General features: G+C 62.1%; 17 protein-coding genes and 1 pseudogene. 11 read left to right on the top strand and 7 right to left on the bottom strand.

Features of this window, described 5'->3' with window-relative positions:
• A pseudogene (locus EFD55_RS29465) lies at positions 1–203 on the top strand (sugar ABC transporter ATP-binding protein); the annotation flags it as partial.
• 63 nt (positions 204–266) lie between these two features.
• On the opposite strand, the gene EFD55_RS29460 reads toward EFD55_RS29465, so the two are convergent.
• The 3 genes from EFD55_RS29460 to EFD55_RS29450 form a co-directional block, all read right to left on the bottom strand.
• A complete protein-coding gene (locus EFD55_RS29460) occupies positions 267–2,510 on the bottom strand; it encodes a glycoside hydrolase family 2 protein (protein WP_125850151.1) in 2,244 nt (747 codons plus the stop codon).
• Positions 2,511–2,612: 102 nt separating this feature from the next.
• Complete coding sequence (locus EFD55_RS29455) at positions 2,613–3,611, bottom strand: LacI family DNA-binding transcriptional regulator (protein ID WP_125850149.1); 999 nt, start codon at positions 3,609–3,611, stop codon at positions 2,613–2,615.
• Between the two features lie 12 nt (positions 3,612–3,623).
• Positions 3,624–4,628: a Gfo/Idh/MocA family protein gene (locus EFD55_RS29450; RefSeq protein ID WP_125850147.1), complete on the bottom strand. Its 1,005-nt coding sequence runs from the start codon at positions 4,626–4,628 to the stop codon at positions 3,624–3,626.
• Positions 4,629–4,828: 200 nt separating this feature from the next.
• Between EFD55_RS29450 and EFD55_RS29445 the strand changes: the two genes are divergently transcribed.
• The 5 genes from EFD55_RS29445 to EFD55_RS29425 all read left to right on the top strand — a co-directional run bounded on the left by EFD55_RS29445 (position 4,829) and on the right by EFD55_RS29425 (position 9,914).
• Positions 4,829–6,121: an ABC transporter substrate-binding protein gene (locus EFD55_RS29445; protein WP_125850145.1), complete on the top strand. Its 1,293-nt coding sequence runs from the start codon at positions 4,829–4,831 to the stop codon at positions 6,119–6,121.
• A gap of 106 nt (positions 6,122–6,227) precedes the next feature.
• A complete protein-coding gene (locus EFD55_RS29440) occupies positions 6,228–7,115 on the top strand; it encodes a carbohydrate ABC transporter permease (protein WP_125850143.1) in 888 nt (295 codons plus the stop codon).
• A gap of 1 nt (position 7,116) precedes the next feature.
• On the top strand, positions 7,117–8,028 hold the full coding sequence (locus tag EFD55_RS29435; protein ID WP_125850141.1) for a carbohydrate ABC transporter permease: 912 nt from the start codon (positions 7,117–7,119) through the stop codon (positions 8,026–8,028).
• Between the two features lie 19 nt (positions 8,029–8,047).
• The gene (locus tag EFD55_RS29430) at positions 8,048–9,130 is read left to right on the top strand and encodes an ABC transporter ATP-binding protein (protein WP_125850139.1); all 1,083 of its coding nucleotides are present in this window, start codon (positions 8,048–8,050) and stop codon (positions 9,128–9,130) included.
• Between the two features lie 34 nt (positions 9,131–9,164).
• A complete protein-coding gene (locus EFD55_RS29425) occupies positions 9,165–9,914 on the top strand; it encodes a ThuA domain-containing protein (protein ID WP_125850137.1) in 750 nt (249 codons plus the stop codon).
• Position 9,915: 1 nt separating this feature from the next.
• Here EFD55_RS29425 and EFD55_RS29420 read toward each other — a convergent pair whose 3' ends face one another.
• The 3 genes from EFD55_RS29420 to EFD55_RS29410 form a co-directional block, all read right to left on the bottom strand.
• Complete coding sequence (locus EFD55_RS29420) at positions 9,916–10,827, bottom strand: SMP-30/gluconolactonase/LRE family protein (RefSeq protein ID WP_125850135.1); 912 nt, start codon at positions 10,825–10,827, stop codon at positions 9,916–9,918.
• A 94-nt stretch (positions 10,828–10,921) separates the two neighbouring features.
• Positions 10,922–11,743, bottom strand: a complete 822-nt coding sequence (locus EFD55_RS29415; RefSeq protein ID WP_125850133.1) for an SDR family oxidoreductase — start codon at positions 11,741–11,743, stop codon at positions 10,922–10,924.
• A gap of 203 nt (positions 11,744–11,946) precedes the next feature.
• On the bottom strand, positions 11,947–13,134 hold the full coding sequence (locus EFD55_RS29410; protein ID WP_125850131.1) for a phytanoyl-CoA dioxygenase family protein: 1,188 nt from the start codon (positions 13,132–13,134) through the stop codon (positions 11,947–11,949).
• Positions 13,135–13,229: 95 nt separating this feature from the next.
• On the opposite strand from EFD55_RS29410, the gene EFD55_RS29405 reads away from it, so the two are divergent.
• Entirely contained in the window at positions 13,230–14,255 is a 1,026-nt protein-coding gene (locus EFD55_RS29405) for a LacI family DNA-binding transcriptional regulator (RefSeq protein ID WP_125850129.1), read from the top strand.
• 62 nt (positions 14,256–14,317) lie between these two features.
• On the top strand, positions 14,318–15,535 hold the full coding sequence (locus EFD55_RS29400; protein ID WP_125850127.1) for an adenylate/guanylate cyclase domain-containing protein: 1,218 nt from the start codon (positions 14,318–14,320) through the stop codon (positions 15,533–15,535).
• Positions 15,536–15,571: 36 nt separating this feature from the next.
• Here EFD55_RS29400 and EFD55_RS29395 read toward each other — a convergent pair whose 3' ends face one another.
• A complete protein-coding gene (locus EFD55_RS29395; protein ID WP_125850125.1) occupies positions 15,572–15,967 on the bottom strand; it encodes a DoxX family protein in 396 nt (131 codons plus the stop codon).
• A 346-nt stretch (positions 15,968–16,313) separates the two neighbouring features.
• Here EFD55_RS29395 and EFD55_RS29390 point away from each other — a divergent pair, with 346 nt between their 5' ends.
• The 3 genes from EFD55_RS29390 to EFD55_RS29380 all read left to right on the top strand — a co-directional run bounded on the left by EFD55_RS29390 (position 16,314) and on the right by EFD55_RS29380 (position 18,767).
• Positions 16,314–16,745, top strand: a complete 432-nt coding sequence (locus tag EFD55_RS29390; RefSeq protein WP_125850123.1) for an OsmC family protein — start codon at positions 16,314–16,316, stop codon at positions 16,743–16,745.
• A 223-nt stretch (positions 16,746–16,968) separates the two neighbouring features.
• On the top strand, positions 16,969–17,577 hold the full coding sequence (locus EFD55_RS29385; RefSeq protein ID WP_125850121.1) for a TetR/AcrR family transcriptional regulator: 609 nt from the start codon (positions 16,969–16,971) through the stop codon (positions 17,575–17,577).
• Between the two features lie 50 nt (positions 17,578–17,627).
• The gene (locus tag EFD55_RS29380) at positions 17,628–18,767 is read left to right on the top strand and encodes an efflux RND transporter periplasmic adaptor subunit (RefSeq protein ID WP_125850119.1); all 1,140 of its coding nucleotides are present in this window, start codon (positions 17,628–17,630) and stop codon (positions 18,765–18,767) included.
• The last annotated feature ends 5 nt before the right edge of the window (positions 18,768–18,772 follow it).

The raw sequence follows: 18,772 nt of genomic DNA, 5'->3' as shown, positions 1-18,772 counted from the left end.
CGCTGACCGAAGGCGACTGCCTGATCGAGGTCGTCGAACCGGCCGGCTCCGACACCTTCGCCGTCACCAAACTCGGCGGCAAGTCCGTCATCGCCCGCCTGCGCGCCGATGCCGGCATCGCCCCAGGGCAAAACACACGCCTCGCCTTCAATCTCGACAAGGCCGTCTTCTTCGATCCCCAAACCCAGGCAAGGATAACGTGACGGCCATTAGAGCGCCGCGCGTCCAAAGACGCGCGAACACTTTGAGCCCGCGCATAATCGTTGCTAAGCGGCCGTCACAGTAAGCGTCACCGGTGCGAAACGCGAGGAGACAGCTTCGACGGTAATCTCGCCGATCAGCCCCGTTGCCTCCAGCCAGAAGCCAGCGGTGCCGCCCTGCAGCGGCACATTGGTCGGGCCGACGATTTTTGCTGGGCCGTGAACCTTCAGCGAAATGCCGTCGTTCATGAAAGGCAGGCGCTGGCCGCACTGGTCGAGGGCGCGGATGACGACGCGTGTGCTGTCGCGTTCACGGGCCTTCAGCGTTTGGCTGTCGGCAACGATTTCCAGTCTCGTCGGCAAGGGATCGGCCGCCAGCGTCAGGCTGGCCACCGGATTGCCGCCGATATAGCCAGTGAAGGTGCCGTCGATCCATTCGAGACCCCAGGTGCCGAGTTCATCCTGCGTGAAATGCCGATGATCGAGCACGATGGGCGGATGCGGCAGATGCGGATAGTTCTCGCGGTCGGGGCCGACACGTTTGCTGAGTGCGCCGTATTGCAGCTCCACCTCGTCGCAATTGGTCAGGATGATCAGCGGTAGCACGCCGCCGATGTTGCGCTCGCCGCGCGCCCAGAAGGTGACCGGCTTCATGACGATCTCATCGGAAGGATCGCACTGGCTGATATAGGCATAGGCCGCGAATTTCGGCTCGCGGAACATATCCATGACGCCGTGATAGCAGATGCGGTCGCCGGAGCCGAAATCCTTGTGGGTGTTGTAATCGAACATGCACCAGCCGATGGCGCCCGAAATGTCGGGGTCGCCATAGGCAGCATTCAGCACATCAAGGTGACGGCGCACATGCTCGGCCTGGCGCTGTTCCTGATCGTAGATCTTCGTTGGGTGCATATGGCCGTTGAACTCGGTGATGAGGTACGGCACCTTTTGAGACAAGCCGGTATTTTCCTGCTGACCGCGGAGCGCGGTGCGCGGGCGATTGGCGCCCGGCAGTTCCTCGTTGCCGAGGATGAAGTCGTTCATCGTGTAGACGTCTTCGAGCAGCTCGCTCTCGGTGAGATAACGCACGCCGCCGGTCTGGCGGGTGCTGTCGAGTTCGCGGGCGAGCCGGTTGGTCTCGACGTAAAAGTCGTGACTATCCTGCGACTCGTTGATGCGGACGCCCCAGATGATGATCGAGGGATGGTTCCAGTCGCGCTCGATCATGCGGCGGACATTTTCGATCGACTCCTTCTGCCAGTCGGCATCGCCGATATGCTGCCAGCCGGGGATTTCCTCGAACACGAGGAGGCCGATCGCGTCGCAGCGGTCGAGGAACCATTTCGACTGCGGGTAGTGCGAGGTGCGGACGATGTTGCACTTCAGCACCGTCTTCATGATATCGGCGTCGCGCTCCTGGGCGGAACGGCCGGCGGCATAACCGACATAGGGGAAGGCCTGGTGGCGATTGAGGCCGCGCAGCTTCAGCGGTCTGCCGTTGAGCAGGAAGCCTTCGGGCGTGAATTCGGCGGTGCGGAAGCCGAACTGGGTCGAGAGGCGGTCGGAGCCATGCTCGGTCCTGAGTTCGACGGTGACCTCATAGAGTGTCGGATTGCTGATATCCCAGAGCGTGATGCCGATGAGGCCGCCGAAGGAAAGCCGGGTGCGTTCGCCGATCGTTTCCGTTGCGGCGGTGGCGATAACAGTGCCGTCGGCCTGCTTCAGCGTGGCGGTGACGGTCGCCGAGAAGCTGCGACCCTCGGGGTTGGCGATATCGACACGGACGGTCGCCGATTTCTCCGGGCCAAGAACGTCTGTGGTTTCGATCTTGAGATTGCGGATCGAGACCGGGTCAGTGACCTTCAACCAGACGTCGCGGTAGATGCCGGCATAAGTGAGATAATCGATGCGGCCGCCGAACGGCGGAATCGCGGGATTTTCACTGCCGTCGATCTTGACGGTCACGAGGTTTTCGCCCCTCACCAGCTTGCCGGTGAGCCGGGCCTCGAAGGGGGTGTAACCATCCTTATGCGCGATGATTTCCTCGCCGTTCAGATAGACGACGCTGTCGGCCATGGCCGCGTCGAAGACGAGCGAAATCTCGCGGCCCTCGAATTCCGGCAGCCAGCGCAGCACTTTCTGATAGGTGAAGGCGCTCTGGTAGCTGGTTTCGTCGAAATAATTGAAGGGCAGTTCGACGGCGGTGTGCGGCAGGCTGACCGACTTGGCGGCGTCAAAGCTTTCGAGCAGACGCTGGCCGAAGCCTTCGTGGAAACTCCAACCTTCGTTGAAGGAAAGGACGGAACGCATTTCAGGCTCTCCCGGTTGCTGCATCAAGAACGGTGCGGCGCCTCTCGGCGCGTGAAAACTGAGTCATGATTTTTCTCCTTGATGCAATGGATATGCGAGCTGTCAGGCGGTCGAGCCCCAGCGGGGGGAGCAGGTGAGCGTGATGCTGTGCGGCCCCTCGATCTCGGCGTCGTGGCGTTCGATCAATTCAACGACCGCATCGATGAAGGCGGTGTGGTCGAGGCTCAGCGTGGTGAGGTCGTTGCAATCCCAGGCGGCCATGGCGATGCCGTCCTGGCCGACGATGGCGATATCGCCGGGCGTGCTCTTGCCAAGCACACGCCGCGCCGCATCGCGCGCGCCGATCGCCATGACATCGTTGCCGCAGATGATGGCATCGACCTTGTCGCGATGCAGCAGGAGCACGGCCTCCTTGAAGCCGGAATCGTAGGAATAATCGCCGAAGGCCTGCGCTTCGAAGGAGAGACCGCGTTTGGCGAGCGCCTCGGCGAACCATCGGCGCCTCAGCTTGTCGATCCAGCTGGAATTGGTGCCCGAGAGGTAGGCGAAGCGCTTCTTGCCGTCGCGGACGATCTTTTCGATAATCTCATCGGCCGCCTCGGAGCCATCGATGCGGATGCTGGAAACGTTTTCGTTTTCGAGCGGCTCGAAGGAGACGATGATCGGCTTCGTCGTGTGGAAGATGTCGACGGCATCCTGCATCGACACCATGTCGGAGAAGACGACGACGTGATCGACCTGATAGGTGGAGGCAAGCCGCATCAGCTGCAGCCGGTCAGAATGGTCGGCGCAGCAGAGGATGATGGGGAGCAGCTGCCGCGCCTGCAGGCGGTGGACGAGAAGCTGCTGCTCCTCGGCCTCGCAGGGGTTGCCGATGGCGTTGACGACGAGGGCAACGAGCCGGGAGCGCTGGTTGTTCAGCGAACGGGCGATCGCATTCGGCTGGTAGCCATATTCACGGGCGACGGCGAGGATGCGGTCGCGCGTCGCGCGGCCGATGCGCGAATCCGGCGAGAAGGCGCGGGAAATGGTGGCGGAGGAGACGCCGGCGAGTTTGGCCAGTTCCTTCGAAGTGATCCGCCGTTTGTTCATTCCGCTCATTTTCAGCGCCTGCTAGGCGACGATCCTGACGGAGGCGCCGCCGGCCGCTGCCGATTCCTTGATTGCATCCCATAGCCTAGCGAATCTGAGGCCCATTTCAACGGAGCCGGAGTTTTCCATCTTTCCCGCGCGAATGGCGAGGAAATTTTTCATGGGATTGCCGAGAATCTCGGCCTCCTCGCGCGGCTCGGCGTTGCGGCCGACGCTGATCTCGCGCCAGCCCCCCCAGGCGTCGATGCGCACGATCGCCTTCGAATAGAAGAAGGTGATGTAGGAGGCGCATCCGGGAGGGCCTTCGCCGGCGGCCGTCAGCGTCGCGAGCGCGCCGTTCTTCAATCGGGCGGAGACTGCGGTTGATATATCGACCTTTTTGCCGTGGTTGGCCATATAGGCCGAAACGCTGTCGAAATCGGAATTGGCGAGCAGGCAGACGGTGTTCATCATGTGGGCGCCGGTATCGAACATGAAGCCGCCGCCTGATATTTCAGGCTGCTGCTTCCAATGGCCGTCGTAGTTGGACGACCAGCTTTCCCAGATCATGCCCGATATGGCGATCAGCTCGCCGAATTCGCCGGCAAGTGCGCGCCTGCGCGTATCGAGCACCAGCGGCGACAGGCCGCCCTGGAAGGCGGTGACGATGGTGACGCCGCTCTTCTTCTGCGCGGCGATCAGTCGCTCGGCCTCAGTGACCGTCGTCACCATCGGCTTTTCCAGGAAGAGATCGAGGCCGGCCTCGGCGACGGCGGTCGCCTGCTCGGCATGGAAGGCATGCGGGGTGGAGATATAGACGATATCGAGTTCGCCCCTCATTTCGGCGAGCATCCGGCGATAGTCCGCGAAGCTCCTCGGTTCCGGCGCGCCGGCGGCGAGGCAGACGTCAATCAGGCGCTGGCGCGAGGCCGCCGTAGTGTCCGCCAGCGCTGCGAATTCGATCTCCGGCATCGTGGCCCAGCTCGCGGCATATTCCGCCGCCTTCAAGCCCGCGCCGATGACGCCGAGGCGCAATTTCTCAGACATGAAATTCCTCCCTGAATGGATTGTGCACACGATTACACAAACGGCATAACGAAGACAAGTGTTAGATATGTAAGTAATATCAACATATTAAATTTCAGTTTCGAATCTTTTCAAAATCCGTCTTGCCAGCATTTGGAATGCGTGTACATTTTGGCGGCCGGTGCTGGAGGGCGCCGTATCTCTAAAAAGGGAGGACTTCCATGAAGAAGACGGTTCTTGGCGGCCTGTGCGCCATTCTGCTGAGCGCGGTTTCGACGCTGGCGCAGGCTGAGACAATCAGAATTGCAAATCACGGTCAGGCGGGCATCGACGCGATGAAGTCGACCGTCGAGCGGATCGAAAAGAAGTATGGCGTGACCGTCGAGGTCATCGAGTATCCGGCGCCCGACAAGGATTACCTGACCAAGCTTCTGACGGAGCTCGGCGCCGGCAACGCACCCGACCTGTTCTCCATTCCGACGACGGCGGCCGTCGCCGACATGGTGGAAGCCGGCTATCTCGCGCCTGTTACCAAGGAGTTCAAGGCCTGGGACGGCTACGCCAACCTCTATGACGTCGCCAAGGAACTTGCCGTCAGCCCCGACGGTGAAACCTATGTGATGCCGTTCATGCTCGGTATCCAGGAAATCTACTACCGCAAGGACGTTCTCGAAAAGGCCGGCATCTCGACCGAACAGCCGAAGACCTGGCGGGAACTTCTCGACCGCGCCGCCGAGATCAAGCAGAAGACCGGCGCCTATGGCCTGCTCTTCCCGGCCGGCGTCTCCTGGGGAAGCGGCGCCTTCGACGAAGGCTTCCAGCACCTGCTCGTCGGTTCCAAGACGCCGCAGCTTGCCGATGCCGACGGCAAGCTCGACCTCAATGGCGAGGGCATCAAGGACGTCTTCGATGTCTACAAGGAGTTGATCGACAAGGATCTGATGCCGACGCAGCCGTTGCTCGGGCCTGAGCCCTGGGTCGTGCCGAAGTACCAGCTGTTCCCGGCCGGCAAGCTCGTCGCGACCACCTGCGGCTCCTGGTGCTATATTTTCGACTGGGGCCGCGAAAGCAAGAACCCGATCCCTGAGGTGACGAAGGTGGTCGGCACCTGGACGGTTCCCGGTCAGAACAGCGGCCAGTACGTGCTTGCCAACCTCGCCGCACCGTGGGCGGTCAATTCCAAGTCGGCCAATACGGAGCTCGCGATCAAGGCGCTGATGGAGATCGGCTCGATCGAGACGCAGGTTTCCTATGCCGCGCGCATCGGCAACATTCCGGCCAGCAAGGATGCGGCAAAGAATGCCGACTTCCAGAAGCTGACGGAGCTGGTTCCGATCCATGCTGCGGCTGAAAACGGCGTGTTCCTGAAGCAGGCCTCCGGCTTCGGCACGGTCTCGGAAGGTGTCGCGCGGGCCACAGAAGCGCTGCTGCGTAAGGAAACCGATGCCTCCGGCGCCCAGAAGATCCTTGTCGACTATGTCAAGGAAACGCTCGGCGACGACAAGGTCAAGTGAGCATTCGCTTTCTTCCCTAGACCAGAACGGGGGACGCGGCATCAACGCCCGCGTCTTCCCGCTTTCATCTGATGAGCCGCTTCATTCGGCAAGGTTGTGAGCTTCCATGGCCCGAAACTCTCATGAAAAGCGCGCCGAGCGGCAATGGCTCCTGATCCTGCTGCCTTCGCTGGTGCTGCTTCTGGCCTTCGTCATCTATCCGGCCATCTATTCCATCTATCTGAGCTTCACCAACGAGGCGCTGACCGGGGCGGCCGCACTTCGACCCCGCTTCGTCGGCTTCAGGAACTATATCAGGCTCTTCAACGACGCGAAGTTCTGGAATGCGCTGTTCGTCACCTTCGTCTTCGTCATCGGTTCGGCTGTCATCGGCCAGTTCGTGCTCGGCCTCGTCTCTGCCCTCGCGCTACGCCGGCCGATCCGCTTCCGGCGGGTGTTCTCGTCGATCATCCTGTTGCCGAACGCCGCCCCTGAGGTCGTTGCCGGCTTCATGTGGATCTCGATGCTGGCGGGCGGCGACAACGCCACGCTCAGCCGCATCGTCAGTTTTTTCGGCATCACGCCGGCCGACTGGCTGCAGGTCTTCCCGCTGTCGATGATCATCGTCGTCAATACCTGGCGCGGCATCGCCACAGCAATGATCCTGCTGACGGCAGGCCTCAGCACCATTCCGGCCGAGATCTACGAGGCGGCGCGCATGGACGGCGCGACACCCTCGCAGATGTTCCGCCGCATCACCCTGCCGCTGATGATGCCGACGATCCTGCTCTACATGCTGATCTCGGCCGTCTCCACCATCGCCGTCTTCGGCCTAGTCTACGCGCTGACGCGCGGCGGACCGGGCGGGGCAACGGAGGTCGTCAGCATCTATATCTACAACCAGTCCTTCACGGCGTTCCAGCTCGGATATGGCGCTGCAGTCGCTGTCGTCGCGCTCGTCATCTCGCTGATATTGGGCATTGCCTATGTCCGGGCGATGAAGGTGGAGGTCTGACATGGCCGTTGTTTCCCCAAGCGAGACCGCAAACAAGGTGCGCTCCGACCTCATCGCCTATGCGACGCTGTCGCTGATCTCGATCTTCTGTGCCGTGCCTTTCTTCTGGGTACTGCTCGCCTCGTTCGACGGCAATGCGCAGCTTTTTCTGCATTGGCCGGAGGAATGGACCTTCGCCAACTATGTCAGGGTCTTCACCAAGGAGGACGGTGCGAAGTGGCTGTTCAACTCGCTCTTCGTGGTCGGCGGCGCCACGCTGCTCGTCATGGTCCTTGCGGGGCTCGGCGGTTATGCGCTGTCGCGCACGCGGGCCTGGTGGAAGCTGCCCTTCCTCTACGCGATCCTGCTCATCCGCGTGCTGCCGCCGACGGCGCTCGTGGTGCCGCTCTATAAATTCCTGCTGACGCTGAACAATGCCGAAGCGGCGGTTCTGAGGCCGATCTTCGGCAGCTATGCCCGCGACATCATGCGCTGGACCGGCTTCATCGACGGTTATCTCGGCCTAATTCTGGTGCTTGCGACGATGCAATTGCCGCTGGCGCTCTGGATCATGAAGACCTTCTTCGACGGGCTGCCGAAGGACTATGAAGAGGCGGCGCTGATGGACGGGGCGACGCTCATCCAGCGCATCCGCCGGGTGCTGATTCCGCTGGCGCTGCCGGGGCTCGCCGCCGCCGGGCTGTTCGCCTTCATGTCGGCCTGGGGTGATTTCCTCTTGCCGCTGATCTTCCTGTCCTCGCCGGAGCTGCAGACGCTGCCGCTCGGTCTCTTTCGCGCCTTCCTGCGCATCAACGAGATCGACTACGGCCTGCTGACCGCGCTCGCCTTCATTTACCTGCTGCCTGCCGTCGTCGCCTTCGGTTTTGCGCGGCGCTTCCTCGTCCAGACATTCTCGGGCGGCGTGAAGGGCTGAGATCAAGAAAGAGAAACGGATGATCAATCTCCGAAACGTTCGCAAATTCTACGGCGCGCTCGAGGTCATCAAAGGCGTCGACATCACTGTCGAAGACGGCGAATTCGCTGTCTTCGTCGGCCCCTCCGGCTGCGGCAAGTCCACGCTGCTGCGGATGATCGCCGGTCTCGAAGGCATCGATGAGGGTGACCTTATCCTCAACGGCAAGCGCATCAACGATGTGCCGCCCGACAAACGCGGCATCGCCATGGTGTTCCAGTCCTATGCGCTCTATCCGCATATGAGCGTCGCCGAAAATATCGGCTTCTCGCTTAGCCTGAAGAAAGTGCCGGAGGCGGAAATCCGCCGGCAGGTGGAAGGCGTTGCGGAGATTTTGCAGCTCACCGATTACCTCGACCGCCGCCCGGCCGCCCTTTCCGGCGGCCAGCGCCAGCGCGTGGCGATCGGCCGGGCCATCATCAAGAAACCAGCGTTGATCCTGTTCGACGAGCCGTTGTCAAACCTCGATTCGGCGCTGCGCGTACAGATGCGCGCCGAGTTGCAGCGCCTGCACCGCGAGCTGAAGGCGACCGTCGTCTACGTCACCCACGACCAGGTGGAGGCGATGACGATGGCCGACCGCATCGTCGTGTTGAACAAGGGCGTGGTGGCACAGGAGGGCGCACCGATGTCGCTCTACCATCAGCCGGACAATGAATTCGTCGCGACCTTCATCGGCTCGCCGAAGATGAACGTCATACCGGTTACCGCGACGCGGGCCTCGGCGGGCACACTGCATCTTGCCAGCCCGATCGGGCTTTCGCTCGATCTTGCCGATGCCAGCGGCGCGGTGCCGCAGGGCGAGGCCAAGCTCGGCATCCGGCCGGAGCATCTGAAGATCGCGCCGGAAGGGCAGGGCAATTTCACCGCCGAGGTCGTCATCGTCGAGCGCCTCGGCGTCGAGACCTATATGACCGTCGGCTCGCAGGAGCAGCCGATCGTCGTGCGCGCCGAGGGCGATATCGCCGTGCGTCCGGGCGACCGCGTGTCGCTGACGGCCGACCCCGCCGCCTGCCATCTGTTCGATTCCGCCGGCCGGGTGATCCGTCCGGTCACCGCCTGACACCCGAGCCATTGCCCAAACATCGAGGAATGCCATGACAATCAAGGTCACCATCTGGAACGAGGGACGCCACGAGCAGCTCCATAGGGAAGTCCAGGAGATCTATCCCGATCGCATCGACGGAGCGATCGCCGCCGGCATCGCCCATCCGGATTTCGAAATCCGGCGCGGCACGCTTGACGATCCCGACGAAGGCCTGCCGGACAGTGTGCTCGATGATACCGACGTGCTGCTCTGGTGGGGACATATGGCGCATGAGGAGGTCAGCGACGGGCTGATTGACCGCGTGCAGCAGCGCGTGCTGAAAGGCATGGGCCTGCTGGTGCTGCATTCCGGCCACCATTCCAAGCTCTTCCGCCGGCTGATGGGCACCAATGCCAACCTTTCCTGGCGCGAGAGCCCCGATGGCGATCTGGAGCGCGTCTGGGTGGTCAATCCCTCGCATCCGATCGCCGAGGGCCTGCCGCCCTATTTCGAGGTCAATGCCTCGGAAATGTACGGCGAGCCCTTCGATATTCCGCAGCCGGACGAGCTGGTGTTCATTTCCTGGTATTCCGGCGGCGAGGTTTTCCGCAGCGGCTGCACTTTCCAGCGCGGGCGTGGGCGCATCTTCTTCTTCAGCCCCGGCCACGAGACCTATCCGATCTATCACGACAAGACCGTACACAAGGTGATCTCGAACGGCATCCGCTGGGCCCGGCAGAAACATACCGACGGCCGCATCCTGGAGAACTGGCACCGCGCCGAGCCGCTGCATGGGCGCCCCGATAGGCCGAAGGCCTGATCTACGGATACTGCGCGCCGTTCGTCTTGAGATAAATCGAATAGACCGAACGCGTCGCGGTGATGAAGAGCCGGTTCTTCTTGGGGCCGCCGAAGGTGAGATTGGACACCGTCTGCGGCACCCTGATCTTGCCGAGCAACTCTCCCTCCGGCGAAAAGCAATGCACGCCGTCGCTGGAGCTCGTCCAGAGGTTGCCTTGCACATCGAAACGGAAGCCGTCGGGATGGCCGACGTCGAGGCCGCAGAAATAACGGCTATTCGCAAGCCTCCGGCCGTCGATCACGTCGAAAACGCGGATGTGGCAGGGCACTTCGTGTTTTGCCGAGCCTGAATCAGCGACGTAGAGCTTCGTCTCATCGGGCGAGAAGGCAAGGCCGTTCGGCTGGATGAAGTCCTCAACCACGGCCTCGATCGCGCCGCTTGCGGGGTCGATGCGGTAGACGTTGCGCGTCGGCTGCTCGGGCTCGGCCTTGTGGCCCTCGTAATCCGACAGGATACCGTAGGTCGGGTCGGTGAACCAGACGCCGCCGTCGGAGTGCACGACGACGTCGTTCGGCGAGTTCAGCCGCTTGCCTTTGTAGCTGTCGGCCAGAACGGTAATGGTGCCGTCCGTCTCAGTGCGGGTGACGCGACGGCCGCCATGTTCGCAGGAAACCAGCCGGCCCTGCCGGTCGCGGGTATTGCCGTTGACGTAGTTGGAGGGCGAGCGGAAGACCGAGACCGTCCCATCCGGTGTCCAGCGCATGATGCGTTCATTCGGGATATCGCTCCAGAGCAGGCAGTTCAGGTCGGAAAACCAGACCGGGCCTTCCGTCCAGCGGCAGCCAGAATAAAGCTCCTCGAGCGCTGCGCTGCCGATGACCATTGCACCGAAGCGTTCGTCGCGAATGTCATAAAGCGGATTGTCGGCCACGCCAGCTTCCTCCCTGAATGCTACCGCCTTTTCCTAGCGGCAAATCCTGGGAGGTGCCAGAGCCCGGCAATGGAAATACCGGGCTCCGGTTTTCTCAAAGGGCAGCGACGGGATGCGGCGAGCCGTCATAGGCGCCCCAGATCGACTGGTCGAAGCAGATGACCGAGCCGGTCATCAGGCCGGATTCGGCCGATGACAGGTAGGCGCAGGCGCGCGCCACCTCATGCGGGTCGACGAGGCGGCCGAAGGGTTGACCGGCGGCCGCCTTCTCCAGCCAGTCGGCGGGTGCATCGTGATATTCGCGCTGGATGCGGTCCTCGCCTTCGGACGCCATCCAGCCGATGTTGAGGCCATTGACGCGGATGCGGTTGCGCAACAGCGCATAGGCGGTGTTCTTCGTCAGCGTTTCCAATGCGCCCTTGGAGGCGCAATAAGCGGCGATAAAGGGCTGGCCTGCTTTGGCTGACATCGAGCCGATATTGACGATCGTCCCCTCGATCCTTTCACGGCGCATGACCTTCACCGCTTCCTGCATCAGGAAAAACGGCGCACGCACATTGACGGCGAACATGGCGTCGAAGAGTTCCGGGTTTGTGTCGAGGATCGTACCGCGATCGGTGATGGCGGCGGCATTGACCAGTGCGTCGACGCGGCCGAAGGCCTCGTCGCAGGCGCGCACGACACTCTGCGCGTCTTCGACCTTGCCGAGATCGGCCTTGACGTAGGTGACCTTGGTGCCGGTCGCGGTCGAAATCTCCGCGGCCTTCGCCTTGCCCTTGGCTTCGTTGCGGCCGCAGATGACGATGCCTTCCGCACCGCGTTCGGCGAAGAGGCGGGCAATGGTGGCCCCCAACCCTTGCGTGCCGCCTGTGACGATGGCGATCTTGCCGTCAAGGCGGCCGTGGTCCGTGCTCATGTGGTTCCTCCTTCGTGATGATGTGCAAATGGCCTCCCGTGGGTGCGGGAGGCTTTTAGGTTGGTGCCGTGTGGCCCCCTCATCCGCCTGCCGGCACCTTCTCCCCGCTGGGTAGAAGGGACGTGCCGCGACGCCTCGATTCCCCTTTCGCCCCCCGGGGAGAAGGTGCCCGTAGGGCGGATGAGGGGGCTCCAGCTTCCAAGTTAGCTCAGTTTCTTTCGTGCCTGCTCGGCAAGCGCCGTTTCAAATGCCTCGTCGCTCCAGCCCTCCCGCAACGCTTCATGCATCAGCTGCGCCTGTGTCTTCGGCGCGAGTCCGCCGAGCGGCCGGTCGCGGTCGAGATTGGTCGGGAAGGAATAGCCCTCGGCACAGGCGGCGACGGCGTTGGCGATTTCATCAGGTGAAAGCGGGTCCTGCAACGCCTTCAAGGCAGGAAAGAGCTTGGCGCTCATCCGTTCTCGGTTGACGGTTTCCATCGCCCGGCCGAAGGCGGAGGAGACCTGCAAAAGGTTGGCGACGCGCTTGATGTCGGCCGAGCGGTTGGTGCCAGCGGCGTGGAAGAGCGCGGGATTGAAGAAGACGACGTCGCCTTTTTCGAGCGGAAGCTGGATATGGTTGGCCTCGAAATAATCCCTAAACTCCTGTCGCCTCAGCGCGAGATAACCTGGCACATAGGTCTGGCTGTGCGGCAGGAAGAGCGTTGGGCCGCTTTCGAGAGGCATGTCGCAATGAGCGACCGCGCCCTGCAGCGTCAGGACCGGCGAAAGCCGGTGCACATGCGCCGGAAACTGTTCGATCACCTCAGAAGATTGGAAGCCGAGATGGTAATCGCGATGGGCGGACTGCGCCGCGCCACCCGGATTGACGCGGTTCACCTGCGCCGTCATCTGGTAGCTCGGGCCGAGCCAGGCTTCGCTTGCCAGCGCGATTATGGCGTTGCCGTAATACTCGGCGAAATTCGCAGGATCGGCGAGGCAATGTTTCTCCAGCGAGTTCCAGATGCGGTCGTTGGCGCCAGGCTTGGCGAAATGATCGCCGCCACCGGTCGAGGTGCGGCGCTGTTCCTCGATGATTGCATCGAAGATAGCGCTCGCGCGGTCAATGATGCTGGTATCCTCGAAAGCGCGCTTGAACACGACGACACCAGGGCCTTCGCCGAAGGCCTCGCAAATCTCGGCGAGCACGGCTCGGCGGCCTTCCCGTGTTGCGGCTGTGGCCGTCACCTTGCGGCTGTCATAGATGAGCACGTTTTTTTCGACCGCGGACGCCGAGGAGTAATCGGCAAGCTCGGTCGTCTTTTCCGCAAGGCTGCGGAAATCGTCGAGATCGCAGGCTTCCTCGCTCAGCCAGACGCGGTCGACGCGCAGTTTCTGCCGGTTGTCGGTTTTCATAGCGGGCTCCTCCCTCTTTCCGATGGAGGCACTATACGCCGCGATGCCAGGTGATATAGATCAGAAATCCATCAAAAAACCATCAAGCTGAGGCCATGGCACATCTCTTTCTCGTCAAGGACATCGCCTTTCAGGCCGGGCTCAGCACCGCGACTGTCGACCGGGTGCTGAATGGCAGAGCAGGCGTGCGCCAGCAGACAGAGATGCGCGTGAAGGCGGCGATCGCAGAACTGGAGAAGCAGCAGGCCGGTGCGATGGGCAGCGGGCGCATATTGGCGATCGATATCGTCATGGAGACGCCGCAGCGGTTCAGCGACGCGGTGCGCGCCGCCTTCGAGGCGGAGATGGCGGCCTTCCTTCCCGGTGTCTTCCGCTGCCGGTTCCATTTCGCCGAGGTGATGAAGCCGGCTGAGCTGGTTCAGCTTCTCGACCGCATCCGGCTGCGGGGCACGCACGGCATCGTGCTGAAGGCGCCTGACGTCGCCGACGTGGCGGCTGCGGTTGCGCGGGCCGATGCGGCCGGCATTCCTGTGGTGACGCTGGTGACAGACCTGCCGAATTCGGCGCGCATCGCCTATGCCGGCGCCGACAACCGGGCGGCGGGGGAGACCGCCGCCTATCTGATCGGTGAATTCCTCGGAGATCATGGCGGCAAGGTGCTGGTAACGCTGTCGAGCGGCCGGTTCCGCGGCGAGGAGGAGCGCGAAATCGGCTTCCGCCGGATCATTCGCGCGCACTATCCCGAAATCGGCATCACCGAAATCAGCGAGGGGCACGGCACTGATGCCGCGACGGGGACGCTCGCGGCGGCAGCGCTTGCGGCCGATCCCGCCATCAACGCCGTCTATTCGATCGGTGGCGGCAACCGGGCGGTACTGGCGGTCTTCGAGGCGGCCAAGCGTCCGGTCCGTGTCTTCGTCGCTCATGATCTGGATGCGGACAATCGCGCCCTGCTTGCTGCGCGCCGGATCGGCTTCGTGCTGCATCACGATCTCAGAACTGATGCGCGTTCCGCCTTCCGGGCGATCATGAGCCGGACTGCGGCATCAGGGCGAGCGGTTTCGAACTCGCTCTCTTCCGTCGAAATCGTTACGCCCTACAATATGCCCGCGGGCGATTGAGCCAATCGGCTTTCCTACCATGGCGAATTCGAGCTACAGCTGGCGTGAATGAGGTGAGCGAAATGGATTACAGCGACGTTAGCACTATCGCAGCCTGGGTCACGGAGCAGGGCCTGAAGGGTGCTTCGGAAGTCGAGCTGATGACCGGTTTCTGCGCGGCCTGCCGGAATGCCGGGCTGCCGCTCGATCGCGGTCTGGCGCTGATGGATACGCTGCATCCCGTGCATGAAGGCCGCGCCTTCCGCTGGGACAGCGAGGAGATGGTCGAGACGGAATTCGAATATGGTCCGTCGAGTGCGGGAGAGGCGGCTGCGAACTGGCAGCGTTCAGCCTTCTATTATCTCTGGTCAGGCAACGAGAAAGAAGTGCGTCGCCGCATCGGGTTCGGCGATCCGATCGATTTCAGCCTGCTCGATACGATTGCTGCGGCCGGCCACACGGATTTCGTGGCGATAATGCATCGTTTCGCCGAAGCCGGCACGATCGGCGAGATGGATTGTTTCTTTTCGCATTTCTCTACGAAGCATCCCGAGGGTTTCTCCGATCATCACCTCGCCATCCTGCGCAAGCTGGTGCCGGTACTGGGGCTGGCAATCAAGTGCATCGCGCTCGGACGCATCGCCCGCACCATCGCAGAAGTCTATTTGGGAGAGGATGCGGCCCGCCAGGTGATGGAAGGCAAGATCAGCCGCGGCAAATCGGAGCGGATTTCGGCGGCACTCTGGTTTTCCGATCTCTTGAACTACACCAAGATTTCCGATCGCGTGCCGCCGGAGGAAATCATCCCGCTGCTTAACGATTACAGCGAGGTGGCGATTTCCGCGGTCCATGAGGCGGGCGGCAATGTGCTGAAGCTGATCGGCGACGGTGTGCTCGCCATCTTCAAGGGCGAGGTGCCGGCGGAGACCTGCCGCGCAGCGCTCAAGGCCGAAGCGCTTCTGCGCGAAAAGCTCCGCGTATTGAACGCCGCACGTGAGGCCGACGGCCGGCCAACCACCGATGTCTATATCGGCCTGCATATCGGCGATGTGTTCTACGGCAATATCGGTAGCCAGGACCGGCTTGATTTCACGGTCATCGGCCCTGCCGTCAACGAGGTCAGCCGCATTGCCTCGATGTGCCGTTCCGTCGATCTCAACCTGCTGATCTCCTCCGATTTTGCGGCTGCGATACCGGAGGAACAGCGCGCATCGCTTGCTTGCGTCGGGCGCTATGCTTTGCGTGGTGTGCAGCGCGCGCGGGAGCTTTATACGCTCGACAGCGCGCGGCTGAACAACTGATCCCAGGCCTTGCTCTATCGCAGCAGGGCCGACCGACTATTTGATAAGGCTGTGCCGCAGCGCCCATTTTTCCGGCCCGTGGACGGCGGCAAAGAGCAGGCCGGCAAGGAAGGTGAAGTGATCGATGAAGAAGCCGAACTCGGCTTGGTTCTGCTGCCAATGGGATGGGCCGTGGAAGGAGAAGGCGAGGAAGATCACATAGATGCCTGCCAAGAGGCTCGCTTCGGTGAAGAAAGCCCCTGATATGAACGCGAGTGCCAGGGCGATCTCGAAGAAGGCTGCGACCCAGCTGAGAAATGTCGCCATGGGGAAGCCGGCAGCGGCGATATAGGCCGCGGTCGCGCCGATATCGGCGAACTTGAAGCCGGCGGCCATGAAGAAGACGAAGCTGAAGATGATGCGGGCGATGATGATTGCAACTGCTCTGGCCATGTGAAACCTCCTTTTTGAGCTTCCATTATGACGGATGAAATACCGCATATCCTACACGGCGAATGAAAAAGGTCGCCTGAGCGACCCTCCGCTCTCACCACTCGGCGAAGCTGCCGTCGGTATGGCGCCAGATCGGGTTGCGCCAGCGGTCGCCCTCCTTGGCGCGCCCGATGCCCAGGCCCGGCCCCTGACGAGAGCAATCTGCTGGTACGATGATTTAGGTTATGAAGATGTCGTCTTCGCCCGATAGAGCGTTATATTGCCGGTGGGGACCTCGAAGTCCTCTTCCGGATGGGGCGGCATTCCGCCGTCCCTCGAAAGCTCAAATCGAAAACAGGAGGACGGAATGCAGATCAATCGTACGGCTTCGGCTCATTGGACCGGTGGCCTCAAGGACGGCAAAGGCCTGATCTCGACGCAGAGCGGCGCCCTGAAGGATTATCCCTATGGTTTTGCGAGCCGCTTCGAAGGCGTTCCCGGCACCAATCCGGAAGAGTTGATCGGCGCAGCCCATGCCGGCTGCTTCACCATGGCGCTCTCGCTGATCCTCGGCGAAGCCGGTTTTACCGCCGAGCACATGGAAACCTCCGCCAAGGTGACGCTCGAAAGCGTCGAGGGCGGTTTTGCCATCACCGCTATCCATCTCTCGCTCTCCGGCCGCATCCCCGGCGCCGACGAGGCGACCTTCACCGAATTCGCCAACAAGGCGAAAGCCGGCTGCCCGATTTCCAAGGCGCTCGCAGCCGTCCCGATCACGCTCGACGTCAAGCTCGCCTGATTTCCGCTATTCGCGCAGGGGTGCCGCACGCTTCCGCGTCGCGGCACTTTTTAAGCGGCTCGACGATTTTTCCGGAAAATTCGCCTGATCAATGCGCCTGCGGCCGCCGGCGCATTGATCAGGCGTGCCTGCGTCGCGCTGCCGCAGCTTGACAAATGATGCCTGATATTTTACGACTGACGAAATTCAAAAATCGTCAGTCGTAATTCGAGGTATCGAAACTATGGACGACATCACGGAAAATACGCTCGACATCACGCGGCAGGAGAATGTCACGCGCATTCTCGATGCGGCCGAGCGGCTGTTCCGTCACTACGGCTACAGCAAGACGACGGTGGCCGACATCGCCCGCGATCTCGGCATGTCGCCAGCCAACATCTATCGCTTCTTCGCCTCCAAGGTGGAAATTCACCAGGCACTCTGCGGGCGCATGCTCGCCACCGCTTATCAAATCGCCTACGACATCCGCCACCAGCCGGTCAGCGCCAGCGAGCGGCTGCGTCGCTATGTCGAGACCCAGCATCAGTTGACGCTGGATCTGATGCTCGACGAGATGAAGGTGCATGAGATGATCATCGTCGCGATCGAGCGCGACTGGCACGTCATCGAAAAACATATCGACCGCGTCCACGATCTGATCGCCGAAATCATCGCCGAAGGCATTGCCGCCGGCGAGTTCGCCGAGCAGGACCCGGTCGTTGCCTCACGCTGCTTCGGCGCGGCGACAATCAATCTCTGCCACCCGCAGATGGTGGCGCAATGTCTTGCCAAAACCAACCGCGCAAGCGTCGACGAACTGATCGACTATGTGATCAGAGCCCTGAAGAAATAATGGACGGCAGCCGCCGTCGCGACCCCCGAAACGATCCAGGAGTGCGGAAGATGTTTTCGCTCAAGACCCTCAGCCATCGCATGCCGTCCGTCGCCGGTCTCGTGCTCGTCGGCGCCGTCGGTATCAGCCTTTCCGCCTGCTCGGAAGAGAAAGCTGAGGTCAAGCAAGTCATACGGCCCGTGAAGGTCGTCGAGATCGCCAAGGCCGGTGACACGCGCAAGCTCGATTATTCCGGTTCGGTCAAGGCGCGCACGGAGATGAACCTCGGCTTTCGCGTCGCCGGCAAGATCACCGAGCGCCTCGTCGATATCGGCGACCGGGTGACGCCGGGTGAGGTTCTCGCCCGGGTCGACGCCACGGATTATCAGCTTGCGGTCAAGACGGCGGACGCCAATCTCGCCTCGGCGGAAAGGGGCGTCGAAACCGCCGATCTCGCCAACAGACGCGCCGAACAGCTTTTCGACAAGAGCGTCGCGCCGAAGTCGCAGGTCGAACAGGCCTCGCTCAGCCATGACCAGGCGATCTCGCAGCGTGATGCCGCGCTCTCCGCACTCGACCAGGCGAAGAACCAGGTGAGCTACACCGAACTCAAGGCCGGTCAGAACGGCATCGTGACGGCGATCAATGCCGATACCGGCCAGGTCGTCGGCGCCGGCGCTGCCGTCGTCACCGTCGCTGTCGACGGCGAGAAGGAAGTGCAGATCGCGGTTCCGGAAAACGACATTGCCGAATTCAAGCCCGGCAAAACGGTCAAGGCAAGCTTCTGGGCCGACGATAAGCTGGTGCTCGACGGCAAGGTGCGCGAGGTTTCCGGCAGCGCCGACCAGCAGTCACGCACTTTTGCGGTTCGGGTAAGCCTGCCGAACGATCCGCGCATCCTGCTCGGCATGACCGCGACGATCGAGGCTGACGTCAGCAACGGCAACAGCTATGTCTCGATCCCGCTCAGCGCGCTCGCTGACAAGGACGGCAAGCAGATGGTCTGGACCGTCGACCGCGACACGGCGACCGTGCATGGCCGCGACATCAAGGTCGCCGATTTCACCGGCGACGGCGTGCATGTGACCGAGGGTCTCGACACCGGCGACCTCGTGGTTTCGGCCGGCACGCAGTTCATGAGCGAGAACCTGAAGGTGAAGGTGCCGAACCAGCAGTCGGCCCTTGTTGACACGGACCAGACCGTCCGCTGATCGCG

The organism is Rhizobium pisi (assembly GCF_003938655.1).
Classification (GTDB): Bacteria; Pseudomonadota; Alphaproteobacteria; order Rhizobiales; family Rhizobiaceae; genus Rhizobium; species Rhizobium pisi.
This window is presented reverse-complemented; position numbering and strand designations above follow the sequence as displayed.

What these genes read in the sequence shown, in the direction of transcription:
- EFD55_RS29460 (WP_125850151.1), bottom strand. Translation starts at nt 2,510, where the DNA reads ATGCGTTCCGTCCTTTCCTTCAACGAAGGTTGGAGTTTCCACGAAGGC.
- EFD55_RS29455 (WP_125850149.1), bottom strand. Translation starts at nt 3,611, where the DNA reads ATGAGCGGAATGAACAAACGGCGGATCACTTCGAAGGAACTGGCCAAA.
- EFD55_RS29450 (WP_125850147.1), bottom strand. Translation starts at nt 4,628, where the DNA reads ATGTCTGAGAAATTGCGCCTCGGCGTCATCGGCGCGGGCTTGAAGGCG.
- EFD55_RS29445 (WP_125850145.1), top strand. Translation starts at nt 4,829, where the DNA reads ATGAAGAAGACGGTTCTTGGCGGCCTGTGCGCCATTCTGCTGAGCGCG.
- EFD55_RS29440 (WP_125850143.1), top strand. Translation starts at nt 6,228, where the DNA reads ATGGCCCGAAACTCTCATGAAAAGCGCGCCGAGCGGCAATGGCTCCTG.
- EFD55_RS29435 (WP_125850141.1), top strand. Translation starts at nt 7,117, where the DNA reads ATGGCCGTTGTTTCCCCAAGCGAGACCGCAAACAAGGTGCGCTCCGAC.
- EFD55_RS29430 (WP_125850139.1), top strand. Translation starts at nt 8,048, where the DNA reads ATGATCAATCTCCGAAACGTTCGCAAATTCTACGGCGCGCTCGAGGTC.
- EFD55_RS29425 (WP_125850137.1), top strand. Translation starts at nt 9,165, where the DNA reads ATGACAATCAAGGTCACCATCTGGAACGAGGGACGCCACGAGCAGCTC.
- EFD55_RS29415 (WP_125850133.1), bottom strand. Translation starts at nt 11,743, where the DNA reads ATGAGCACGGACCACGGCCGCCTTGACGGCAAGATCGCCATCGTCACA.
- EFD55_RS29410 (WP_125850131.1), bottom strand. Translation starts at nt 13,134, where the DNA reads ATGAAAACCGACAACCGGCAGAAACTGCGCGTCGACCGCGTCTGGCTG.
- EFD55_RS29405 (WP_125850129.1), top strand. Translation starts at nt 13,230, where the DNA reads ATGGCACATCTCTTTCTCGTCAAGGACATCGCCTTTCAGGCCGGGCTC.
- EFD55_RS29400 (WP_125850127.1), top strand. Translation starts at nt 14,318, where the DNA reads ATGGATTACAGCGACGTTAGCACTATCGCAGCCTGGGTCACGGAGCAG.
- EFD55_RS29395 (WP_125850125.1), bottom strand. Translation starts at nt 15,967, where the DNA reads ATGGCCAGAGCAGTTGCAATCATCATCGCCCGCATCATCTTCAGCTTC.
- EFD55_RS29390 (WP_125850123.1), top strand. Translation starts at nt 16,314, where the DNA reads ATGCAGATCAATCGTACGGCTTCGGCTCATTGGACCGGTGGCCTCAAG.
- EFD55_RS29385 (WP_125850121.1), top strand. Translation starts at nt 16,969, where the DNA reads ATGGACGACATCACGGAAAATACGCTCGACATCACGCGGCAGGAGAAT.
- EFD55_RS29380 (WP_125850119.1), top strand. Translation starts at nt 17,628, where the DNA reads ATGTTTTCGCTCAAGACCCTCAGCCATCGCATGCCGTCCGTCGCCGGT.